This is a genomic window from Arthrobacter sp. STN4, from assembly GCF_024539665.1.
Classification (GTDB): domain Bacteria; phylum Actinomycetota; class Actinomycetes; order Actinomycetales; family Micrococcaceae; genus Specibacter.
On sequence record NZ_JAKZGX010000041.1, the window covers coordinates 1 to 18,969 of the forward strand.

The 18,969-nt window shown below is 69.5% G+C and carries 20 protein-coding genes; 16 read left to right on the plus strand and 4 right to left on the minus strand.

Annotated elements, in window-relative coordinates; all coding sequences use genetic code 11:
- Positions 1-7 precede the first annotated feature (7 nt).
- Genes MMF96_RS18350 through arfB form a run of 8 tightly spaced genes read left to right on the plus strand, consistent with a single transcriptional unit; the run spans position 8 to position 6,610 of the window.
- The gene (locus MMF96_RS18350; protein WP_256884363.1) at positions 8-1,426 is read left to right on the plus strand and encodes a lyase family protein; all 1,419 of its coding nucleotides are present in this window, start codon (positions 8-10) and stop codon (positions 1,424-1,426) included.
- Complete coding sequence (locus MMF96_RS18355) at positions 1,416-2,279, plus strand: alpha/beta fold hydrolase (protein ID WP_176618642.1); 864 nt, start codon at positions 1,416-1,418, stop codon at positions 2,277-2,279. Before MMF96_RS18350 ends, MMF96_RS18355 begins: the two co-directional genes overlap by 11 nt.
- Positions 2,276-2,743, plus strand: coding sequence for a 4-carboxymuconolactone decarboxylase (gene pcaC / locus MMF96_RS18360; protein WP_256884354.1), 468 nt, complete (start codon positions 2,276-2,278; stop codon positions 2,741-2,743). Before MMF96_RS18355 ends, pcaC begins: the two co-directional genes overlap by 4 nt.
- A gap of 5 nt (positions 2,744-2,748) precedes the next feature.
- Positions 2,749-3,969: a thiolase family protein gene (locus MMF96_RS18365; RefSeq protein WP_256884355.1), complete on the plus strand. Its 1,221-nt coding sequence runs from the start codon at positions 2,749-2,751 to the stop codon at positions 3,967-3,969.
- 10 nt (positions 3,970-3,979) lie between these two features.
- Positions 3,980-4,672, plus strand: coding sequence for a 3-oxoacid CoA-transferase subunit A (locus tag MMF96_RS18370; RefSeq protein ID WP_176618645.1), 693 nt, complete (start codon positions 3,980-3,982; stop codon positions 4,670-4,672).
- Positions 4,669-5,340: a 3-oxoacid CoA-transferase subunit B gene (locus MMF96_RS18375; RefSeq protein WP_176618646.1), complete on the plus strand. Its 672-nt coding sequence runs from the start codon at positions 4,669-4,671 to the stop codon at positions 5,338-5,340. Before MMF96_RS18370 ends, MMF96_RS18375 begins: the two co-directional genes overlap by 4 nt.
- A complete protein-coding gene (locus MMF96_RS18380; protein WP_176618647.1) occupies positions 5,337-6,140 on the plus strand; it encodes an IclR family transcriptional regulator C-terminal domain-containing protein in 804 nt (267 codons plus the stop codon). Before MMF96_RS18375 ends, MMF96_RS18380 begins: the two co-directional genes overlap by 4 nt.
- A gap of 44 nt (positions 6,141-6,184) precedes the next feature.
- Positions 6,185-6,610 carry an alternative ribosome rescue aminoacyl-tRNA hydrolase ArfB gene (gene arfB / locus MMF96_RS18385; RefSeq protein WP_176618648.1) on the plus strand — a complete coding sequence of 142 codons (426 nt, stop codon included), beginning with the start codon at positions 6,185-6,187 and terminating at the stop codon, positions 6,608-6,610.
- A gap of 59 nt (positions 6,611-6,669) precedes the next feature.
- On the opposite strand, the gene MMF96_RS18390 is transcribed toward arfB, so the two are convergent.
- Genes MMF96_RS18390 through MMF96_RS18400 form a run of 3 tightly spaced genes read right to left on the minus strand, consistent with a single transcriptional unit; the run spans position 6,670 to position 7,931 of the window.
- Positions 6,670-7,128, minus strand: a complete 459-nt coding sequence (locus MMF96_RS18390; RefSeq protein WP_256884356.1) for an SRPBCC family protein — start codon at positions 7,126-7,128, stop codon at positions 6,670-6,672.
- Positions 7,129-7,611, minus strand: a complete 483-nt coding sequence (locus tag MMF96_RS18395) for an SRPBCC family protein (RefSeq protein WP_176618650.1) — start codon at positions 7,609-7,611, stop codon at positions 7,129-7,131.
- Positions 7,608-7,931 (minus strand): metalloregulator ArsR/SmtB family transcription factor, encoded by a 324-nt coding sequence (locus tag MMF96_RS18400; RefSeq protein WP_176618651.1) that lies wholly within the window; start codon positions 7,929-7,931, stop codon positions 7,608-7,610. The genes MMF96_RS18395 and MMF96_RS18400 overlap by 4 nt, the downstream gene beginning before the upstream one ends.
- A 551-nt stretch (positions 7,932-8,482) precedes the next feature.
- Here MMF96_RS18400 and MMF96_RS18405 point away from each other — a divergent pair.
- Positions 8,483-10,393, plus strand: a complete 1,911-nt coding sequence (locus MMF96_RS18405) for a protease pro-enzyme activation domain-containing protein (protein WP_256884357.1) — start codon at positions 8,483-8,485, stop codon at positions 10,391-10,393.
- Here the strand turns inward: MMF96_RS18405 and MMF96_RS18410 are convergent.
- Complete coding sequence (locus tag MMF96_RS18410; RefSeq protein ID WP_256884358.1) at positions 10,390-11,082, minus strand: SDR family oxidoreductase; 693 nt, start codon at positions 11,080-11,082, stop codon at positions 10,390-10,392. The two genes, MMF96_RS18405 and MMF96_RS18410, sit on opposite strands and share 4 nt — an antisense overlap.
- A gap of 78 nt (positions 11,083-11,160) precedes the next feature.
- Between MMF96_RS18410 and MMF96_RS18415 the strand changes: the two genes are divergently transcribed.
- From MMF96_RS18415 to MMF96_RS18445, 7 genes are all read left to right on the plus strand, one after another.
- Entirely contained in the window at positions 11,161-11,955 is a 795-nt protein-coding gene (locus MMF96_RS18415) for an IclR family transcriptional regulator (protein WP_176618652.1), read from the plus strand.
- A 106-nt stretch (positions 11,956-12,061) separates the two neighbouring features.
- The gene (locus MMF96_RS18420; protein ID WP_256884359.1) at positions 12,062-13,750 is read left to right on the plus strand and encodes an FAD-dependent oxidoreductase; all 1,689 of its coding nucleotides are present in this window, start codon (positions 12,062-12,064) and stop codon (positions 13,748-13,750) included.
- 24 nt (positions 13,751-13,774) lie between these two features.
- Positions 13,775-14,098 carry a Dabb family protein gene (locus MMF96_RS18425; protein ID WP_176618654.1) on the plus strand — a complete coding sequence of 108 codons (324 nt, stop codon included), beginning with the start codon at positions 13,775-13,777 and terminating at the stop codon, positions 14,096-14,098.
- 1 nt (position 14,099) lies between these two features.
- Positions 14,100-15,470: an MFS transporter gene (locus MMF96_RS18430; RefSeq protein WP_256884360.1), complete on the plus strand. Its 1,371-nt coding sequence runs from the start codon at positions 14,100-14,102 to the stop codon at positions 15,468-15,470.
- A gap of 103 nt (positions 15,471-15,573) precedes the next feature.
- The gene (locus tag MMF96_RS18435) at positions 15,574-17,292 is read left to right on the plus strand and encodes an FAD-dependent oxidoreductase (protein ID WP_256884361.1); all 1,719 of its coding nucleotides are present in this window, start codon (positions 15,574-15,576) and stop codon (positions 17,290-17,292) included.
- Between the two features lie 80 nt (positions 17,293-17,372).
- A complete protein-coding gene (locus tag MMF96_RS18440; RefSeq protein WP_256884362.1) occupies positions 17,373-18,131 on the plus strand; it encodes an SDR family oxidoreductase in 759 nt (252 codons plus the stop codon).
- Positions 18,124-18,882: an SDR family NAD(P)-dependent oxidoreductase gene (locus MMF96_RS18445; RefSeq protein WP_176618657.1), complete on the plus strand. Its 759-nt coding sequence runs from the start codon at positions 18,124-18,126 to the stop codon at positions 18,880-18,882. The genes MMF96_RS18440 and MMF96_RS18445 overlap by 8 nt, the downstream gene beginning before the upstream one ends.
- Positions 18,883-18,969: the final 87 nt, after the last annotated feature.

The window sequence follows — 18,969 nt, forward strand, 5'->3', positions numbered from 1 at the left end:
AGGGGGCGTGAACACCGTGCCCGGAAATTTTGGCCTGCTCTCCCCGGTCGCGGCAGATCCGACCCGCCGGCAGGCAACGGACGACGCCGCCGTCGTCGAGTCCGTCCTCACGGCGGAAACCGCCTGGGTGCAGGTGCTGGAGGCGGCCGGGCTGGCCCCGGCCGGCACCGCCGCCACGGTCCGCGGGGCAGCCCAAGGGGATACTTTCGACCCCGCCGGAATCGCAGCCGCGGCGCAGGGCGGCGGCAACCCCGTCATCCCGATCGTGGCCCGGCTGCGGGCCCAGGTCTCCGAACGGGATCCCCGGGCGGCCGCCTTGGTCCATGCGTCGCTGACCAGCCAGGACGTGCTGGACACGGCGCTCATGCTGCTCGCCGCCAACGCCGTGTCCCTGATCCGCGTGGACATGGCCCGTGCCGCCGCGGCCCTGGCGCGGTTGGCCCGCACCCATGCCGGCACCCTGCAGCCGGCCCGGACGCTGACCCAGCACTCCCTGCCGTCCACGTTCGGGCTGAAGGCGGCCCAATGGTTCCACGGCCTCGCCGCGGCCGCAACGCGCCTGGATGCAGTCACCTTTCCCGCACAGTTCGGCGGTGCCGCCGGCACCCTGGCGGCAGGCTCCGTGCTGGCCGCCAAGACCGGGACGGACCCCTTCACCCTCGCCGACGCGTGGGCCAAGGAACTGGGCCTGGCGGCGGCACCGGCGCCGTGGCACACCAACCGGACCGCGGTGACGGCCCTTGGCGACGCCCTGGCCGCCCTCACGGACACGGCAGGCAAAACCGCCAACGACGTCCTGCTGCTCAGCCGCCCGGAATTCGGCGAACTGGCTGAACCCCGGGCCGCCGGGCGGGGCGTGTCCTCGGCCATGCCGCAAAAGCAAAACCCCGTGCTGTCCGTCCTGGTGCGCAGCGCAGCGCTGGCCGCCCCGCAGCACGCCGCCCAGCTCCACCTGGCCGCCGCCCTGTCCGTGGACGAGCGCCCGGACGGCGCCTGGCACACGGAGTGGGACGCCCTGCGCACGCTGCTGGAACTGGCAGGCGGTGCCGCGGCCGCCCTGCGCGAGCTGGCGGAAGGCCTCCAGGTCTTCCCTGCCGCCATGCGCCGCAACCTCGAGATCAGCGGGCCGCTGCTGTTGAGCGAAGGGGTGGGTGCCGCCGTCGTTCCCCTGCTCGACACCGACGGAGGCGGCAAGGCACGCTTCCAGGCCGTCGTCGACCAGGCCCTGCAGGCCCCGCCCGCGCAGCAGGGCCCCGAATTTGCCCGGCTGCTGCGGGCCGCGGTGCCGCGGGAGCGCCTTGCCGACGACGAACTGGATGCCCTGCTCGACCCCGCAAGCTACCTGGGCGAAGGCAGCCGCATCATTGACCGACTATTTGCCGCATACCCCCAGTGGGTGCCGGAAGGAGCAAGCCATGAGCAATGAGACACGCGCCGGGACCGCCGTGGAGACACGCGTTCCCGAGATCAGGGCGGTGCTGCTGTCACCGCAGCGCCCCCTCGGCAGCCTACCCCTGCTGGTGGTGGGGTGTTCCCTCGGGACGTCCTCCGTGCTGTGGGAGAAGGTCGGCGTGCTGCTGGGCGGCGAGGTGGACGTGGTGGCGTGGGACCTGCCCGGCCACGGGATCTCCCCCGCATCCCAGGCACCCTTTACCGTGGCCGGCCTCGCGGACGCCGTGGTGGCGCTGGTGGATTCCATCGCCCCCGGAGCCCGCTTCCACTACGCCGGCGTCTCCCTGGGCGGGGCCGTGGGCCTGCAGCTGGGAATCGACCACGATGCACGGCTGCTCAGCCTCTCGGTGCAGTGCTCCGGCCCCAAGCTCGGCACACCCGAGGCCTGGACCGAACGGGCCGGGACGGTGCGCACCCTCGGCACGCCCGTCATGATCCAGGGCTCGGCACAACGCTGGTTTGCGGAAGGGTCCATGGAGCGCGACCCCGCCCTGGCCAGCAGGCTGCTGAACGCCCTCCGCGACGCCGACAGGTTCAGCTACGCGCACTGCTGCGGCGCGCTGGCGGGATTTGACGTCCGCAACGACCTCGGCCGGATCACCGCCCCGATGCTGGGCGTGGCCGGCGTCGAAGACACCGTGGCCCCGCCGGAAATGGTCCAGGAAATGGTGGACGCCATCAACGCAGGCGCCGCCGCAGTCAGTGCCCCGGACACCCCCCCTGCGGTTGCCGTGACCCTTCTGCAGGTCTCCCACCTGGCACCGGCGGAAGCGCCCGCCGAGGTCGCCGACCTGCTGCGCGGCCTCATGGAAAGGGGCAGGGCATGACCACCACACCCTCCCCCGACCGCAACGGCGCCGTCCAGCCGGAAGCCACCACCCGGGACGTGTACGACGCCGGCCTTGCCGTCCGCCGCCAGGTCCTCGGCGCGGACCACGTGGACCGCGCCAATGCGGCCATGGACAGCTTCACGGCCGACTTCCAGGACATGATCACCCGCATCGCGTGGGGCGGCATTTGGACGCGGCCCGGCCTGGGCCGGCAGATGCGCTCGGCCGTCACCATCACCGCCATGGTGGCCCACGGCCACTGGGACGAGCTCGCCATGCACGTCAGGGCGGCCCTCGGCAACGGCCTGACCCGGGACGAAATCAAGGAAATCCTCCTCCAGACCGCCATCTACTGCGGCGTCCCTGCCGCCAACACCGCTTTCAAGACGGCCCAGGCGGTCTTCGCCGTGCTCGACGCCGGGCAGGATGCCGGCCCCCACCCCACCACACCAAAGGACTAACCCCCATGAACCAGGCGTACCTGTACGACGCTGTCCGCACCCCGTTTGGCAAGTTCGGCTCCGGCCTGGCCCGGGTCCGGCCTGACGACCTCGCCGCCCATGTAGTGCGCGAGTCCGTGGCCCGGGCACCCCAGCTGGATCCGGCCCGGATCGACGAGGTGGTGTTTGGCAATGCCAACGGCGCCGGTGAGGAAAACCGGAACCTGGCCCGCATGGCCACCCTCCTGGCGGGCCTGCCCACGTCCATCCCCGGCACGACCGTCAACCGCCTCTGCGGCTCCTCCATTGACGCGGCCATCATCGCCTCCCGCCAAATCAACACCGGCGAGGCCGACGTGGTCCTCGTGGGCGGCGCCGAGTCGATGAGCCGTGCCCCCTGGGTGCTGCCCAAGACGGAACGCCCCTATCCGGCCGGGGACCTGGCACTCTCCTCCAGCACCCTCGGCTGGCGGCTGGTCAACCCGGCCATGCCCGCCGAATGGACGGTATCCCTCGGCGAAGGCACCGAACAGCTGCGCGAGACATACGGCATCACCCGCGACCGCCAGGACCAATTCGCGGCGAACTCCCACAACCTGGCCGATGCGGCCTGGAACAGCGGCTTTTACGACAACCTCACCACCGTGGTACCCGGCACGGACCTGCTGCGCGACGAGGGCATCCGCCCCGGCTCGACGGCGGCCACGCTGTCCGGGCTGAAGACGGTGTTCCGCAAGGAGGCCGAAGGACCCGGGGGCGGCACCGTCACGGCCGCCAACGCCTCACCGCTCTCCGACGGCGCGTCCGCGGCCTGGCTGGGATCCGACGCAGCCGCCGGCATCCTGGGCCTGGAGCCGCTGGCCCGCATCGCCGGGCGCGGCGCAGCGGGCGTGGACCCGCAGTTCTTTGGCTACGGGCCCGTCGAGGCAGCCAACCGGGCACTCGCGAAGGCGGGGATCGGCTGGGGCCAGGTGGGCGCCGTCGAACTTAACGAGGCGTTTGCCGCCCAGTCGCTGGCCTGCCTGGACGCCTGGGACATCGACCCGGCCATCGTCAACCAGCACGGCGGCGCCATCGCCATGGGCCACCCGCTCGGCGCCTCCGGCACCCGGCTGCTGGGCACGCTGGCCCGCAGCCTGCAGGCCTCCGGGCAGCGGTGGGGCGTCGCCGCGATCTGCATCGGCGTGGGGCAGGGCCTGGCCGTTGTGCTCGAAAACGTCGCCACCAACCACACCGCCACGAACTAAGGGGACGAACATGCCCACCATTGCAAGCTCCGCGGCCGAGGCCGTTGCGGGAATCCGGGACAATTCCACCGTGCTGATCGGCGGCTTCGGCAACGCCGGCCAGCCGATGGAACTCATCGACGCGCTGCTCGAATGCGGCGCCACCGGACTGACCGTGGTCAACAACAACGCCGGCCAGGCCGACGCCGGACTGGCCCTGCTCATCAAGGAACGCCGCGTCCGCAAAATCATCTGCTCCTTCCCCCGGCAGTCCGACTCGTGGCACTTTGACGCGGCCTACCGGGCCGGGGAGATCGAGCTGGAACTGGTCCCGCAGGGGAACCTGGCCGAGCGGATCCGGGCTGCCGGGGCCGGGATCGGCGGCTTCTTCACGCCCACCGGCTACGGCACCATGCTCGCCGAGGGCAAGGAAACCCGGATCATCGACGGCCGCGGGCACGTGTTCGAAACCCCCATCCACGCCGACTATGCGCTCGTCAAGGCGCACATCGCGGACCGGGCGGGGAACCTGCTCTACCGCAAGACAGCCCGGAATTTCGGCCCCATCATGGCGGCCGCCGCCACGGCGAGCATCGTCCAGGTCGGCACCATCGTGGACACCGGAGCGCTGGACCCGGAAAACATCGTCACCCCCGGCATCTACGTCAACACCATTGTCCAGATCGGCGCCGGCGCACCGGCAGAACACGAGGCACAGCAGTGAACACGCAAGCCGAAAACACCACCGGCACCCGCCTGGGACGCGAGGAGCTCGCAGCCCTGGTGGCCGCCGACATCAAGGCCGGCTCCTTCGTCAACCTCGGCATCGGACAGCCCACCCTCGTCTCCAACTACCTGCGCCCCGAGCAGGCCGTCACCCTCCACACGGAAAACGGCATGCTCGGCATGGGCCCGGAAGCCCACGGCGACGAGATTGACCCGGACCTGATCAACGCCGGGAAGATCCCCGTTACCGAGATGCCCGGCGCGTCGTACTTCCACCATGCAGATTCCTTCGCCATGATGCGCGGCGGCCACCTGGATGTCTGCGTGCTCGGCGCCTTCCAGGTCTCCGCGACCGGCGACCTCGCGAACTGGCACACCGGCGCACCCGACGCCATCCCCGCCGTCGGCGGCGCCATGGACCTGGCCACCGGCGCCAAGGAGGTGTACGTCATGATGGGCCTGTTCGCCAAGGACGGCTCGTCCAAGCTCGTCGAGGCGTGCACCTACCCGCTCACCGGCGTCGGCTGCGTCACCCGGATCTACACGAACGACGCCGTCTTCCTCATCACCGCGGACGGCGTGCGGGTGCGCGAAACCTTCGGCACCACGCTGGCGGAACTGCGCGAACGCATCCCGGTGCCCCTGGAAATGGCAGCGGTGGGATGACGGAGCCGCAGACCACCCCGCCCGTGGCCAGCGACCAATATGTGCAGTCGCTGGCCCGCGGGCTGGCCGTCATCCGCGCGTTCGACGCAGACCATCCGGTCATGACGCTGAGCGGGGTGGCCCAACGCACGGCGCTGACCCGCGCCACGTCCCGGCGCTTCCTGCACACCCTCGTGGAACTGGGCTACGTGCGCACCGACGGGAAGAACTTTTCGCTGACCCCGGCGGTGCTCCAGCTCGGCTATGCGTACCTGTCCGCGTTGTCCCTGCCCCAGCTGGCGGAGCCCCACCTGCAGGAACTTTCGGCCCTGCTGGGGGAATCGACGTCGGCGGCAGTGCTCGACGACGGCGACATCACCTATGTTGCCCGGGTCTCGACCCGGCGCATCATGAGCGTGGGCATCACGGTGGGGACGCGCTTTCCGGCCCACGCCACGTCCATGGGCCGGGTGCTGCTGGCAGGGATGGCGCCGGCGGCCTTGGACGGATATTTTGCCCACCACCACATTGCGCCGATGACCCCGCGGACCGTGTCCACGGAGGCGGAACTACGCCGGGTGCTCGATCAAGTCCGCGACCAGGGCTGGTGCCTGCTGGACCAGGAACTGGAACTCGGCCTGATGTCCATGGCTGCCCCGGTGCACGACGCCGCCGGGAAGGTGGCCGCTGCCGTCAACGTCTCCCTGCAGGCCCAGGGCGTCAGCGCCCAGGCGGATCCGGCCGCATTCCTGGCCAGGGTGCGCCAGGAACTGTTGCGCACCGCGGCCCTCATCTCCAGCGACGTCGCCGCCGGCCGGTAAGGCCGGGCCCGTAGCGCCAAGGCCGGGCGTGCAAGACTGGGTGCATGGATCTTGAGGTGTCGGCCGTGCTGACCATCCCGGCGTCGGAGCTGGAATGGAGGTTTTCACGTTCCTCGGGGCCGGGCGGGCAGCACGTGAACACCTCCGACAGCCGCGTCGAGCTGTCCTGGAACGTGGCCGGATCCGCTGCCGTGACCGAAGGCCAGCGTGCGTTGCTGTCCGCCCGCCTCGGGCGCCGGCTCATTGCCGGCGTCATTACCGTCACCGCTTCAGAGCAGCGTTCCCAGCTGCGCAACCGCGAGACCGCCCTGGCCAAGCTGGCCGGACTTGTCGCCGCGGGCCTGGCACCCGATGCACCAAGGCGCCGTCCCACCAGGCCGACGGGGGGTTCGAAACGGCGCCATCAGGCTGCGAAGGTCCAGCGCTCCGCGACGAAACAGCTTCGCCGGCGGCCCTCAGGTGAGATGTAGCAGCCTGATCCTGCACGCTGGCCCCTGGACCCTCGGCAAGAAACTGTCATCGAAGCACGTCAGCCGGCCGTGGGATCCCGGCGGCCCTCCAGGCGCCGCTTGAGGGCGGCCAGGTTGCCGGGCATCTCGCGCCGGGCCTGACGGCGGACCACGAGCGGCACAAGCAGGGCTCCGATTCCATGGCCCTCAAAGTCCACGGCAATGCTTACCCTGGACCGATCGGCGCCAAGCGGCTCCACGGTCAGGTCTACGTTGGCCCGGATGGGCCCGTCGGTGCCGCGGACACTCCACGCCGTCGGCACCTCAAGCCGCGTGACGACGGCGGTGCCAGTGCGGTTGCGCAAGCCGATGCGGCGGGTGGTCAGGCACAGCGAGCCGAGCTGCAGGCTGCCGGGCGTGCCCATGGAGCCGCTGACGACGCCCTGCTGCCATTCACTAAAGTGGGCCGGATCGGTGGCGTAGCTGAAAACCCCGGCCGCCGGCCTGTCGACGTCCACGCTTGTTGTTATTGCCGGCATTCAACGGCCCTCCTTCACCAGGCCGGCATAGCGGGCCAGGTACAGCGGCCACCCGGCACCGCCGCCCACCCCGTCGCCAACCGCCTGCCAGCCGGGCCCGTGCCGGTCGATGTGCCGGTGTTCCAATTCAACCCGGGTCCGCTGCGGGGTGAGCGCCACGAAGCGCACCTCGACTTCGCTCGTGTTCTCCGGGTTGCCCTCGAGCTCCCAGCGCGGGCCGATGTCCCAGCTGAACACCACACGGTCCGGCGGCTCAAAGGCCAGGATGCGGGCCCACCGGCACTCGCTGCCATCCACGGCGCGGTCATATATGTACCCGCCCACCTTCGGCTCGAACACCGTTTCGGCAATGGGGGCATGGAGGAGGTTGTGTTCGGCCGGCTTGAAATCCCCGAACCTCCCGGTGAAGACGGCGAAGGCGCGCTCAACCGGCGCCTCGACTACCACCCGCCTGCGCACCACCGCGGCCTCCTGGGCGGTCATTGCCCCTCCCCGTCCCTCTGCTCCACAACGGCCTGGAAATTGCCCAACGCCCGGTTCCAGAAAGTGTCGAGCTGGTCCCGCAAGGCCCCCATCCCGGCCGGGTTGAGCCGGTAGATGCGCCGGTTTGCCTCCGCACGGTCAACCACCAGGCCGGCGTCCTTGAGCACCTTGAGGTGCTGGGACACGGCCGGCCGGCTGACCGGCAGTGCGGCGGCCAGTTCCCCGACGGCGCACGGGCCCCGGGCCAGGCACTCGAGGATCCCGCGCCTGGTGCGGTCCCCCAGCGCATCCCAGGCACTGTCCAATCGGTAAGTATCCACGAACGTAAGTCTGCGCTTACGTTTGCTGTTCGTCAAGGGGTGGTGGATGGATTGTTCCAACGGGATTCGCCGCTGCACCGGTCAAGGACCGGCGGCCCGCCGCCCTTACATGTGCTTGCCCCGGGAAGGCGGAGGCACCGGTGCTGTGCGCCCGGCCGCGGAACAGGAGTGCGGTCACCACGGCACCGGCCGCCGGGAGGACGTCGCACGCAAGGTAGGCGCTCGAATAACCCTGCACGAGCGGGTCCAGGCGGCTGCCGCCGCCGCCCTGGGCGGAGATGGCCGGTTCCCTCTCCCCCCCCCGGGATCGACGCCGGGACGGCTATCACCTGCTTCGCTTCCCCGGCGGGGTCGTGCAGGTAGGTGCCGCGGCCCTTCACGCCTGCTGCCCTGTCCGTGCCCGGGAAGTTGACCTGCCGCGTGATCCAACGGCCACCTCAGGCTGCGCAAATCCCACCATTGCCAGCGGGGGCCGGGAAGTCTTAACGTGGACCCAGCGAGCCACCGACTACAGTCGCGAAGGCCGCTTCCAACTGTCAGGAGAACCTGGAATGCGAAAACACTTCCTCGGAGTGTCCATGGTGGTCGTCGCCGCTGTCGTGGCGGCGGTCACCGGAGCGGGCGCCGCCAACGCCGCCCCGGCACCGGAACCGATTCCCAACTCATCACCCGGCTGGCTCACCCACGGAAAGAACCTTGGCGCGGCCTCCCCGAATGCCCGCGTCTCAGCGCGGGTGTACCTGGCCCCGGAGGGCGGCCTCAAGGCGCTGCAGGCCGCGGCAACCGCCGCATCCAGCAGCCATCATTTCCTCACCCCCTCCCAATACCATGCACAGTTCGATGCCACGGCGGCCACCGTTGGTGCCGTTGACAAGTGGCTGGCGGGCTCCGGCCTCAGCGTCAAAGTGGACGCGAACCACCGCTTCGTCGATGTCACCGGAAACGTGCGTGCCGCCGACAAGGCGTTCGGCGTGACCATCGCCAACTTCAGCCACGACGGCCTGAGCGTGCAGGCGCCCACGGGCGCCGCGACGGCGCCGGCTTCCGTTGCGGCATCCATCATTGCCGTCTCGGGACTGGACACCACCGCCTCCATCGTGGAACCGAAGACCCAGAAGCCGTCCCCGCCCAGTGCCGGGTTCCGCAATGCGCCGGTCTGCTCGCACTGGTACGGCGACCAGAACCCCACCACGCTGGCCACCCCGGACGGCACGGTGCTGCCCCAGTTCGACGGCGACACGCTGCCGTATGCGCCCTGTGGCTACACCGGGCCGCAGCTGCGCAACGCCTATGAGGCCGGCGCGGCAGCCGGCCTTGACGGCCGCGGCGTGACGGTGGCCATCACCGACGCCTATGCCTCCCCCACCGTCGAGGCGGACGCGAACCGCTACGCGGCCGACAACGGCGACCAGCCGTTCGCCAAGGGGCAGTTCACCCAGAGCCTGCCGCTGGCCTTCACCCAGGTCAACAGCAACAACTCCCCGAAGCAGTGCGGCGCGTCCGGCTGGTATGGCGAGGAAACGCTCGACGTCGAGGCCGTGCACGCCATGGCGCCCGCCGCCAACATCCGATACTACGCGGGCGCCAGCTGCCAGGACCGCGACCTGCTAGACACCTTCAGCCGCATCAACGATGAGGGAGTGGCAACCATCGTCACGAACTCATGGGGCGGACTCGGCGACGTCGTGAAGCCGGCATTGCTCCAGGCCTACGAGACGGCCTTCCTGCAGGGTGCAGTTGAAGGCATCAGCTACGTCTTCTCCTCGGGCGACGGGGGCGACGAAGCAGCCGCCCTGGGCACGCCGCAGACCGACTACCCGGCCTCCGACCCCTACGTCACCGGCGTTGGCGGCACCTCGACCGCCATTGAACCGACCGGCATCACGGGCGAGACCGGCTGGCAGACGACCAAGTACGGCCTCGCCAGCGGAGCCTGGGCACCGACCGTACCGTTCCTGTACGGCGGCGGGGGCGGCTATTCCTCCAACATCGCCGAGCCCGACTACCAGGTCGCGGCCGGGATCCACAGCCCGAACGGCGGGCGCGCGCTGCCCGATGTGTCCATGGACGCCGACCCGACCACCGGCATGCTCGTGGGGCAGACGCAGGACTTCGGCGGCACCGCGTTGTACGACACGTACCGCATTGGCGGGACCAGCCTGGCTTCGCCGTTGTTTGCGGGCATGACGGCGCTGAAGATCCAGGCCAGCGGGCACGGCCTGGGCCTGCTCAATCCGGCGATTTACGCCAATCCCGCCGGGTTCCACGACGTGACCGGTGCCGGCATTGATGCGGGCAACATCCGCGTCGACTTCGTGAACGGCGTCGACGCGTCCAACGGGTACACCTACTCGGTGCGTTCCTTCAACACGGCGAACACCACCTTGAAGGTCGGCACCGGCTGGGACAGCGAGACCGGCTGGGGCAGCGCCCGCGCCGGCTGGCTCACGCCCGCTCCCTAGCCAGCCAGCCTGAAAAGGGGGCCCGGCGGGGGTGCACCATCCCCGCCGGGCCCCCTTGCGCTGCAGACATGCAACGGGGTGCGCCCTCCCGGAAGGGGAAGGGCGCGCCCCGTTGTTGCGGGTTGAGTGCAAACGGCTGTATATCCCCCGTCGATCGGAATGGTCGCACCGGTGATGAGGTCGGCAACTTCCTGGGCCTCCCCGACACGGCCCGCCGGGTGGAGGCCGGCGTACTGCTCCAGCGTCGGCTCGTCAATGAGCGGTGTGCGGATGACCCCGGGGGCCACCGCGTTCCCACGGATGCCCTCCTTTGCGTACATGGTTCCGGCAGCGCGCGTCATGTTGACTGCCCCGCCCTTCGAAGCCGAGTAGGCGATGTTGTTCGGGACGGCCACGAGGCCGAACATGGACGCGATGTTGGCCACCACGCCGCCCCGGCCCTGCTTGAGGAACTGCTCAATGACGTACTTGTTGGTGTACAACACGCCCGAATAGTCGATGCCGTTGGTGCGTTTCCAGTTGTCGACGGTCGACGTCACGACGTCGCCCTCCCCGCCTCCTCCTGCGGAGGCCGCGGCAATGTCAAGGACTTTCGCGCCTCGGCGATGAAGGTCTGTGCGGTCGCGAGACCGGGCCCCGATCCTCCGCCGGTGATGAATGCGACGATGTCCTCTGGCTGCATGGGCCATTCCGATCGGGCAGCGGCTGAAGCCCGCTGGGTAGGCTGGGAGCCGCAGGGATCCGGTACGTGAACAGCAGGAGGCAACGTGGCCAACTCGCAGTCGGGCGAGTCCGTCATCCGTCGTGTGGCGAAAATCGTCGATGCCTTTGACGGCTCGCGCAACGGCCTGACCGTCGCCGCGCTGGCCCGCCGCGCCGGCCTGCCCCTCACCACGGCCTACCGCATGGTTGATGAACTCACCGCGGAGGGGCTGCTGGAGCGCAAGGGTGCCGGCCGGCTGTTCATTGGCACCCGCCTGTGGGAGGTGGTCTCCCGGTCCTCGCCTGTCATCGGGCTGCGCGAAGCCGCGCTGCCGCACATGGAGGACGTCCAGGTGGTCATCGGCCACCACACCGCGCTCGGCGTGCTCGACGGCGAGGAAGTCCTCTACATCGAACGGTTGGGCTCACGCTCCTCCACGGTCAACATCACCGCGGCCGCCAAACGCCTGCCGATCCACGGGGCGTCCTCCGGCCTGGTGCTCCTGGCCTACTCGGCCGCGGCATTCCAGGAGCAGGTCCTGGCCCGCCCCCTGGCAAAGTTCACCGAGCACACGGTCACGGATGCTGCGCAACTGCGCCGGCGGCTGGCCGATGTACGCAGGCAGGGCTATTGCGCCATGGCCGGGATCATCGTGCCCGAATCCAGCGGCGTTGCCGTGCCCGTGTTCGGGCCCGAAGGGAACGTTGTTGCCGCCCTCAGCGTGGTGGTGCCCATTCACGGGGAAAACATCCCCGCCACCGTCCCCGTGCTCAAGGCTGCTGCCCGGGGCATCTCCCGTGCCCTGGGCTGGCAGGGCGAGGACGCCGCCCTGCTGCGGCGCAGCCTCCCCCGGCCCTAACGTCACGAATCAGGCAGCCTTTCCCATTCAACGGGGATGTCACTACGCCTCCGGTGTGCGTTGGCCCACAGTGATGTGAGCACAGACACACAGGAAAGGCCCCATCATGCACTACCTCACCGGCACACCCGCAGCCCGCTACGACGTCGTCGTCGTCGGTTCCGGAGCCAGCGCCCTCACCACGGCAGCCACCGCCGCCCAGGCGGGCAAGTCCGTCATCGTCCTGGAGAAGTCGCAGCTGCTCGGCGGCACGTCCGCCGTCTCCGGCGGCATGCTCTGGATCGCCAACAACCACCATGCCGCGGCCGCCGGCCTCGCCGATTCCACGGCTGCCGCCTCCGACTATGTGCGCGCCGTCGCCCGCGGCCGCGGACGCGGTGAACTGCTCAATGCAGCACTCGAACACGGCGACACCATGCTTCGCTTCGTCGAGGAGGAACTCGATGTCAGGTTCATCTTCCTGGACAACTTCCCCGACTACCGCATGGACCTGCCGGGCGCGCGCGACGGCGGCCGCACCGTTGAGCCGCAGCTGGTCAACCAGCGTGCAGCCCTGGGCGCGCTCGCCGGGCATGTGCGCACCGATGGCCGGCTGCCCTACACCATGCAGGAATACGAAAACTGGGGCGCATTCACCTCCTTCCCGTGGGACATGCTCGAAAAGCGCAGCGCCGACGGCGTCACCGCCAAGGGCCATGCCCTCGTCACGATGTTGCTCGGCGCCTGCGTCCAGCGTGGCGTGGCCTTTGCCGTCCAGGCCCGCGGTGTGCGCCTGGTGCGTACGGGCGAACGGGTCACCGGCGTCGAACTTGAAGGCGGGGAAACCATCACCGCGAACGACGCCGTCATGCTCGCCACGGGCGGCTTTGAATGGGACCGAAAGCTTACCGACTCCCTGCTTGCCTCGCGCCTGTACACGATGTGCTCGCCCCCGTCGAACACCGGCGACGGGCTGAAAATGGCCCAGCGCATCGGTTCCATGACGCGCGGGACCCGTGAGGCCTGGTGGGCCCCCATGTCCATCACCGGCACCCTGCGCGACGGCGAACCGGTCGGTTCGCTGTTGCGCTTCGAACGCCAGGGGCCCGGTTCCATCATGGTCAACCGGAACGGGCAGCGCTTTGCCAACGAGGCCCAGAACTACAACGACCTGGCGCGCTGCCTGCAGTCCTGGGACTCGCCGAACAACCGGACGCTGAACACCCCCGCCCACGTGGTGTTCGACCAGTCCTACCTGGAACGCTACGGCGTCATGGACCACCGCGCCGGACAGCCCACCCCGGACTACCTGGTCGAGGCGGACACCCTGGAAGAACTGGCGGCAAAGATCGGTGTCCCGGCACAGAACCTCCTGGCAGCCGTCGCCCGCTTCAACAAGCACGCCGCCATCGGCGCCGACCCCGACTTCCACCGCGGCGAGTCCGCCTACGACAGGTACTGGGGCGACGAGAACTGCCCCTGGCCCAACCCGTCCCTCGGCCCCCTGCAATACGGCCCGTACTACGCACTGGAAGTGGTCAACGGCGCCTTCGGCACCAACGGCGGCATCGCCACCGACGGCCGCGGCCGCGTGCTCGACGTCGACGGGCACCCCATTGACGGGCTGTTCGCCGCCGGCAACGCCACCGAGAGCGCGTACGCCGCCGGGTACCCCGGCGCCGGCGCCACCCTGGGCCCGATGATGACCATGGGCTACCTGGCCGGGCGCACGATTGCCGGGCTGGAACCGGAGCGCACCATGGGCGCCGCCGCCGACGACGCGGCAGCCGGGGCCGTTGCCGCAGTGCCCGCCTAAACACGACAGACCCCAAGGAGCACCATGATCCGCCACACCGTCCTGTTCAAGTTCAAGGCCGACTTCCCGGCAGCCGACAAACGCGCCTGGACCACAGGCCTGGACCGCCTGCGCGGCAACATCCCCGGCATGCGCACCTTCACCCACGGAGCCGACGTCGTTGGCTCCGGGCGCGCCTTTGACTACGCGATCGTCGCCGACTTTGACACCGTGGACGACATTGCCGCCTACAACACCCACCCGCTGCACGAACCGCTCAAGGACTACTCCTTCCCGAACAGTGAGCAGATCCTGTCCGTGGACTTCCACCTTGACGCACCACCCACCGGCCACCCCGAGGAGAACTGACATGTCCGCTCGCGCCATCACACAGCCCGCCACCACCGTGCCGGCCAAGACCCCCGGCAAGGCCGCACTCGCGTCCTTCCTCGGCAGCACGCTGGAGTACTACGACTTCTTCATCTACGGCACCGCCGCCGCGCTGGTGTTCCCGCACCTGTTCTTCCCGTCCGAAAACCCCACCGTCGGGCTGGTCGCCGCGTTCGCAACGTTCGGGGTCGCCTACGTCGCCCGGCCGTTCGGCGGGATGGTCATGGGCCACTTCGGCGACCGGCTGGGCCGCAAGAACGTGCTGCTGTTCACGCTCAGCCTGATGGGCCTGGCCTCGCTCTCCATCGGGTTCCTGCCCAGCTATGCTTCCGTCGGCATGTGGGCCCCTGTATTGCTCACCCTGGCAAGGCTCCTCCAGGGTTTTTCCGCGGGGGCCGAGTCCGCCGGCGCCTCCACCCTGACGCTCGAACACTCGCCGGAAGGCCGCCGTGGCTTCTTCACCAGTTTCGTCATGACCGGCTACGCCGCCGGCATGGTGCTGGCGACCCTGGTGTTCGTGCCCCTTACCGCCCTGCCCAAGGACGCCATGATGGCGTGGGGCTGGCGCATCCCGTTCCTGGCCTCGGTCGTCGTACTGGCCATTGCCTACTGGGTCCGGACGCGGCTGGATGAGACGCCCGCCTTCGAGGAAACCCAGTTGGAGGGCGAAATCAAGAAACTGCCGCTGGGACAGGTGTTGAAGTTCCAGGCCCCGGATGTGGCCCGCGTCCTTTTCATGTCCATCTTTTGCGTCATGCAGACCATCTTCACGGTCTTTGGGCTCTCCTACGCCACAGCCCACTCCGGACTGGACCGGACCGCCATCCTCACCATCAACGCCGTGAGCATCGGGCTGTCCATGTTCGTGATGCCGCCGGCCGCCCGGTTGTCCGACCGGATCGGCCGCAAGCCGCTCATGCTCGGATCCATCATTGGCTGCTCGGTGGCCCTGTTCATCTACTTCTGGTGCCTGTCCACCGGCAGCCTGGTCCTCGTCGCCGCCGCGTCGTTCCTGTTCATGACGGTGTTTTATTCCGGCTTCAACGGCGTCTGGCCGGCGTGCTTCGCCGAACAGTTCGCCACCCCCGTGCGCTATTCGGGCATGGCCCTGGGAAACCAGCTGGGCCTGGTCGTTGCGGGCTTCGGCCCCATGATCGGCGGCCTGCTCATGACGGACGGCGCCATGGGCTGGATCCCCGTGGCCGTGTTCGGCCTGGTGTGCTCCGTCCTGGCGGCCATCGCCGTCCTGACCGCCCGGGAAACCGCGCACACCCCCATCGACGAGTTGGGCGAACCCTTCCACCGCGGCATCGGACGCGAACGCCGCGCCAAGGAACGCACTGCCGCCTAGCGCGGCCGGCAATTTCCATTCAGCGGCAAGGGTGCCCACCCCACGTCCGTCCCCCGGGTTTGACCGGGAAAAACAACAATCCATCGAAACGGAGCAATTCATCATGGCAAGAACCGTCGAATGCGACGTCCTGGTCATTGGGTCGGGAGTGGCCGGCATGGCCGCGGCCCTCAAGGCCGCCAGCCAGGGCCTCAGTGTCATCGTCGCAGAGAAGGACCGCCATTTCGGCGGCACCACGGCGATCTCGGCGGGCTGGGCCTGGGTGCCGGGCAACAAGGCCGGCACCGCCGCCGGCGACACCCGGGCCGAGGCGGAGCAGTATCTGCGCCACCTCGCCCCGGACACCTTCAACGCCGAGGGCGTGGCCCAGTTCCTGGACACCGTGCCGGAGGCCATCTCCTTCTTCGAGAACGAGACCGACGTCAAGTTCGCCTATCCGGAAAAGGCCCCGGATTACCAGATGGACCTGCCCGGGGCGAAGTTGGCCGGGCGCGCCATCATCCCGCAGGATGTGGACGCCCGGATCCTCGGCGACAAGCGCCTGCTCATCCAGCCGTACCTGTCCTCCTACACCGTCTTTGGCTACATGCCGCAGGTGGGCCCGGACATCAACGAGTTCTTCCACGTCAACCAGTCGCTGAAATCCTTCACCTATGTGGCCCGCAAGCTCCTGCGCACCTGGTTCGACACCGCCCGCTACGGGCGCTCGGTGCTGCGCAGCAACGGCAACGCGCTGATGATCCGCATGGCCAAGTCCGCCTACGACGCCGGCGTGCGCATGTGGAAGTCGACACCCGTGCTTTCACTGGTCCGGGACGACGACGGTGCCGTATCCGGTGCGGTCCTCGGCGGCGAACACGCCGGCACCGTCCATGCCCGCCTCGGCGTGATCCTGGCCGCCGGCGGCTTCTCCGGGGACAAGGAGCTCCGCCGGCAATACTTCCCCCACGACCCGCAGGGCGACGACCACTTCACCCCCACCGTGGGGCACGACGGCGACGCGGCCCGCCTGGCGCTGGCGGCCGGCGGGCACATCGACAACTCGGTTTTCAGCGTCGGTTCCTGGGCGCCCGTGACGGTCTTCCGCTACCTCAACGGCCGGCAGCGGCTGTTCCCGCACCTGCGGGCCATCGGGCTGCCGGGGCTGGTCGCCGTCGACCGGGACGGGAAACGCTTCGGCAACGAGGCCCTGAGCTACCACGACTTTGGCGGGCAGATGATCAGGCACAACGCCGGGAAGGACAAAACGTTCGGCTACGTGATCGGCGACGCCAAGACAATGCACAAGTACGGCATTGGCTACGCAAAGCCGTGGCCCATGCCGCGCGGCTACTTTTACAAGACCGGGTACCTCGTCAAGGCCGGCTCCCTGGAAGGGCTGGCCGCCAAACTGGGCATCGACGCGGCCGCACTGCAGCAGACCGTGGCGGAATTCAATCCCCACGCGGAGGCGGGCCGGGACCCGGACTTCGGGCGGGGCTCCACGCTGTACAACCACTTCCGCGGCGACATGGAGCACCGGCCCAACCCAAACCTGGCACCCGTGGGCAAGGGCCCCTACTACGCGGCCAAGATCCAGATGGGTGACCTGGGCACCTCCGCAGGCGTCGGCGTGAACGCCCGCGCGGAGGTTGTCACCGCGGAAGGGACCCGGATCCCGGGCCTGCTCGCCGTCGGCTCCGCTGCCGTGTCCGTCTTCGGCGGCGGCTACCCTGGCTACGGCTCACACATCGGCCCGGCGCTGGTCTTCGGATACCGGGCCGGGCGGGATATCGCCAAACTTGCGGCAGAACGCGGCGTGGAGCGGGCCGCGGCCGTCTAGGCCGGCCACCACACGACACACGCCGACACCCAAGGAAGGCCCTCCGGGGAATTCCTGCAACCAAGCAGAGGACAAGCAACATGACTGGATCCACCCAACGTGCCGCGGGCAAGGTGGCCCTGATCTCCGGGGCCGCCCGCGGCATGGGCGCCTCGCACGCACGCCGCCTGGCCGCGGAAGGGGCCAAGGTGGTGATCGGCGACCTGCTCGACGCCGAAGGCGCAGCGCTGGCCGCGGAGCTCGGCGGTGAAAACGCGCTGTTCGTCCACCTGGACGTCACGGACCTCGGGAGCTGGAGCGCAGCCGTCGACACGACCCTCAAGCGGTTCGGGCGGCTCAACGTGCTGGTCAACAACGCCGGCATCTTTACCCGCGGCTCCGTCGAGGAGGCCACCGTGGAGGACTGGCGCAGGACCATCGACATCGACTTGACCGGGAACTTCCTGGGCATGAAGGCCGCGGTCCCCGCCATGAAGGCCTCCGGTGCCGGGTCCATCATCAACATCTCCTCGATCGCGGGCCTGGTCGGCTTCAAGAACCGCGCCGCCTATGCCGCCGCGAAATGGGGCGTGCAGGGACTGACCAAGACGAGCGCCCTCGATCTGGGAGAGTACGGGATCCGGGTCAACTCCGTCCATCCGGGCTCGGTCAAGACGCCGAAGACCGCCGGGCTGGAGCGCGGGTTCGGCCAGGTCCCGCTCGGCCATGATGCCGACGTGAAGGAGATCTCCGATCTCATCGTGTTCCTGGCCAGCGACGAGTCCACCTTCATTTCCGGAAGCGCCATCGCGATCGATGGCGGCGAGACGGCCGGCAACAACCTGCGCGCCGATGCCTGAGCGGGACGGGGCCTTGTTTGAGGGCAGGACCGCCGTCATCACCGGTGCGGCGTCGGGGATCGGCCGGGCCACGGCGCTGCTCCTTGCCCGCAACGGCGCGGCGGTGGTGATTGGCGACGTTGACCCGCGCGCCGCGGAGGTGGCTGGGGAAATCACGACGGCCGGCGGGCGTGCCCTTCACGTCCGCGCCGATGTGACCCAGGAGCCGTCGATGGCCGCCCTGGCGGACACCGCCGTCGGGCATTTCGGTTCCCTGGACATCCTGGTGGCCAATGCGGGGATCGCCGAGCAGAAGGCGCCGCTGCACGAACTGGACCTGGCCGGGTGGCAGCGGGTGGTCGACATCAACCTCACCGGCGTGGCCCTGGCGGGCAAGCATGCACTGCGCCACATGCTCGACGGCGGCGGGGCGATCGTGAACGTCTCCTCCATCCTGGGCGTCGTGGGGCAGGGCAACAGCACCGCCTATTCGGCGGCCAAGGCCGCGGTGGCCAACCTGACCCGGTCCACGGCCGTGACCTATGCGCGCCGGGGCATCCGGGTCAACGCGGTGGCGCCCGGGTACGTGGATACTCCGCTCGTGGCCGGCCTGCCGGAGGAGACGCGCGCCGCCATGCTGGCCAGGCAGCCCATCGGCCGGCTGGCCCGGCCGGAGGAGATTGCCGACGTCATCGCGTTCCTGGCCAGCGACCGGGCGTCGTTCGTGGTTGGTGCCGTCGTCTCGGCCGACGGCGGCTACACCGCTGTGTAGCCGGGGACGACGGAGGGTGCCGGCGGGTGCCGCCATGGCCGCCAGGCCCCGGCGGCCTGCCGCACCCGCCGGGGCCCGCCCGCTAAA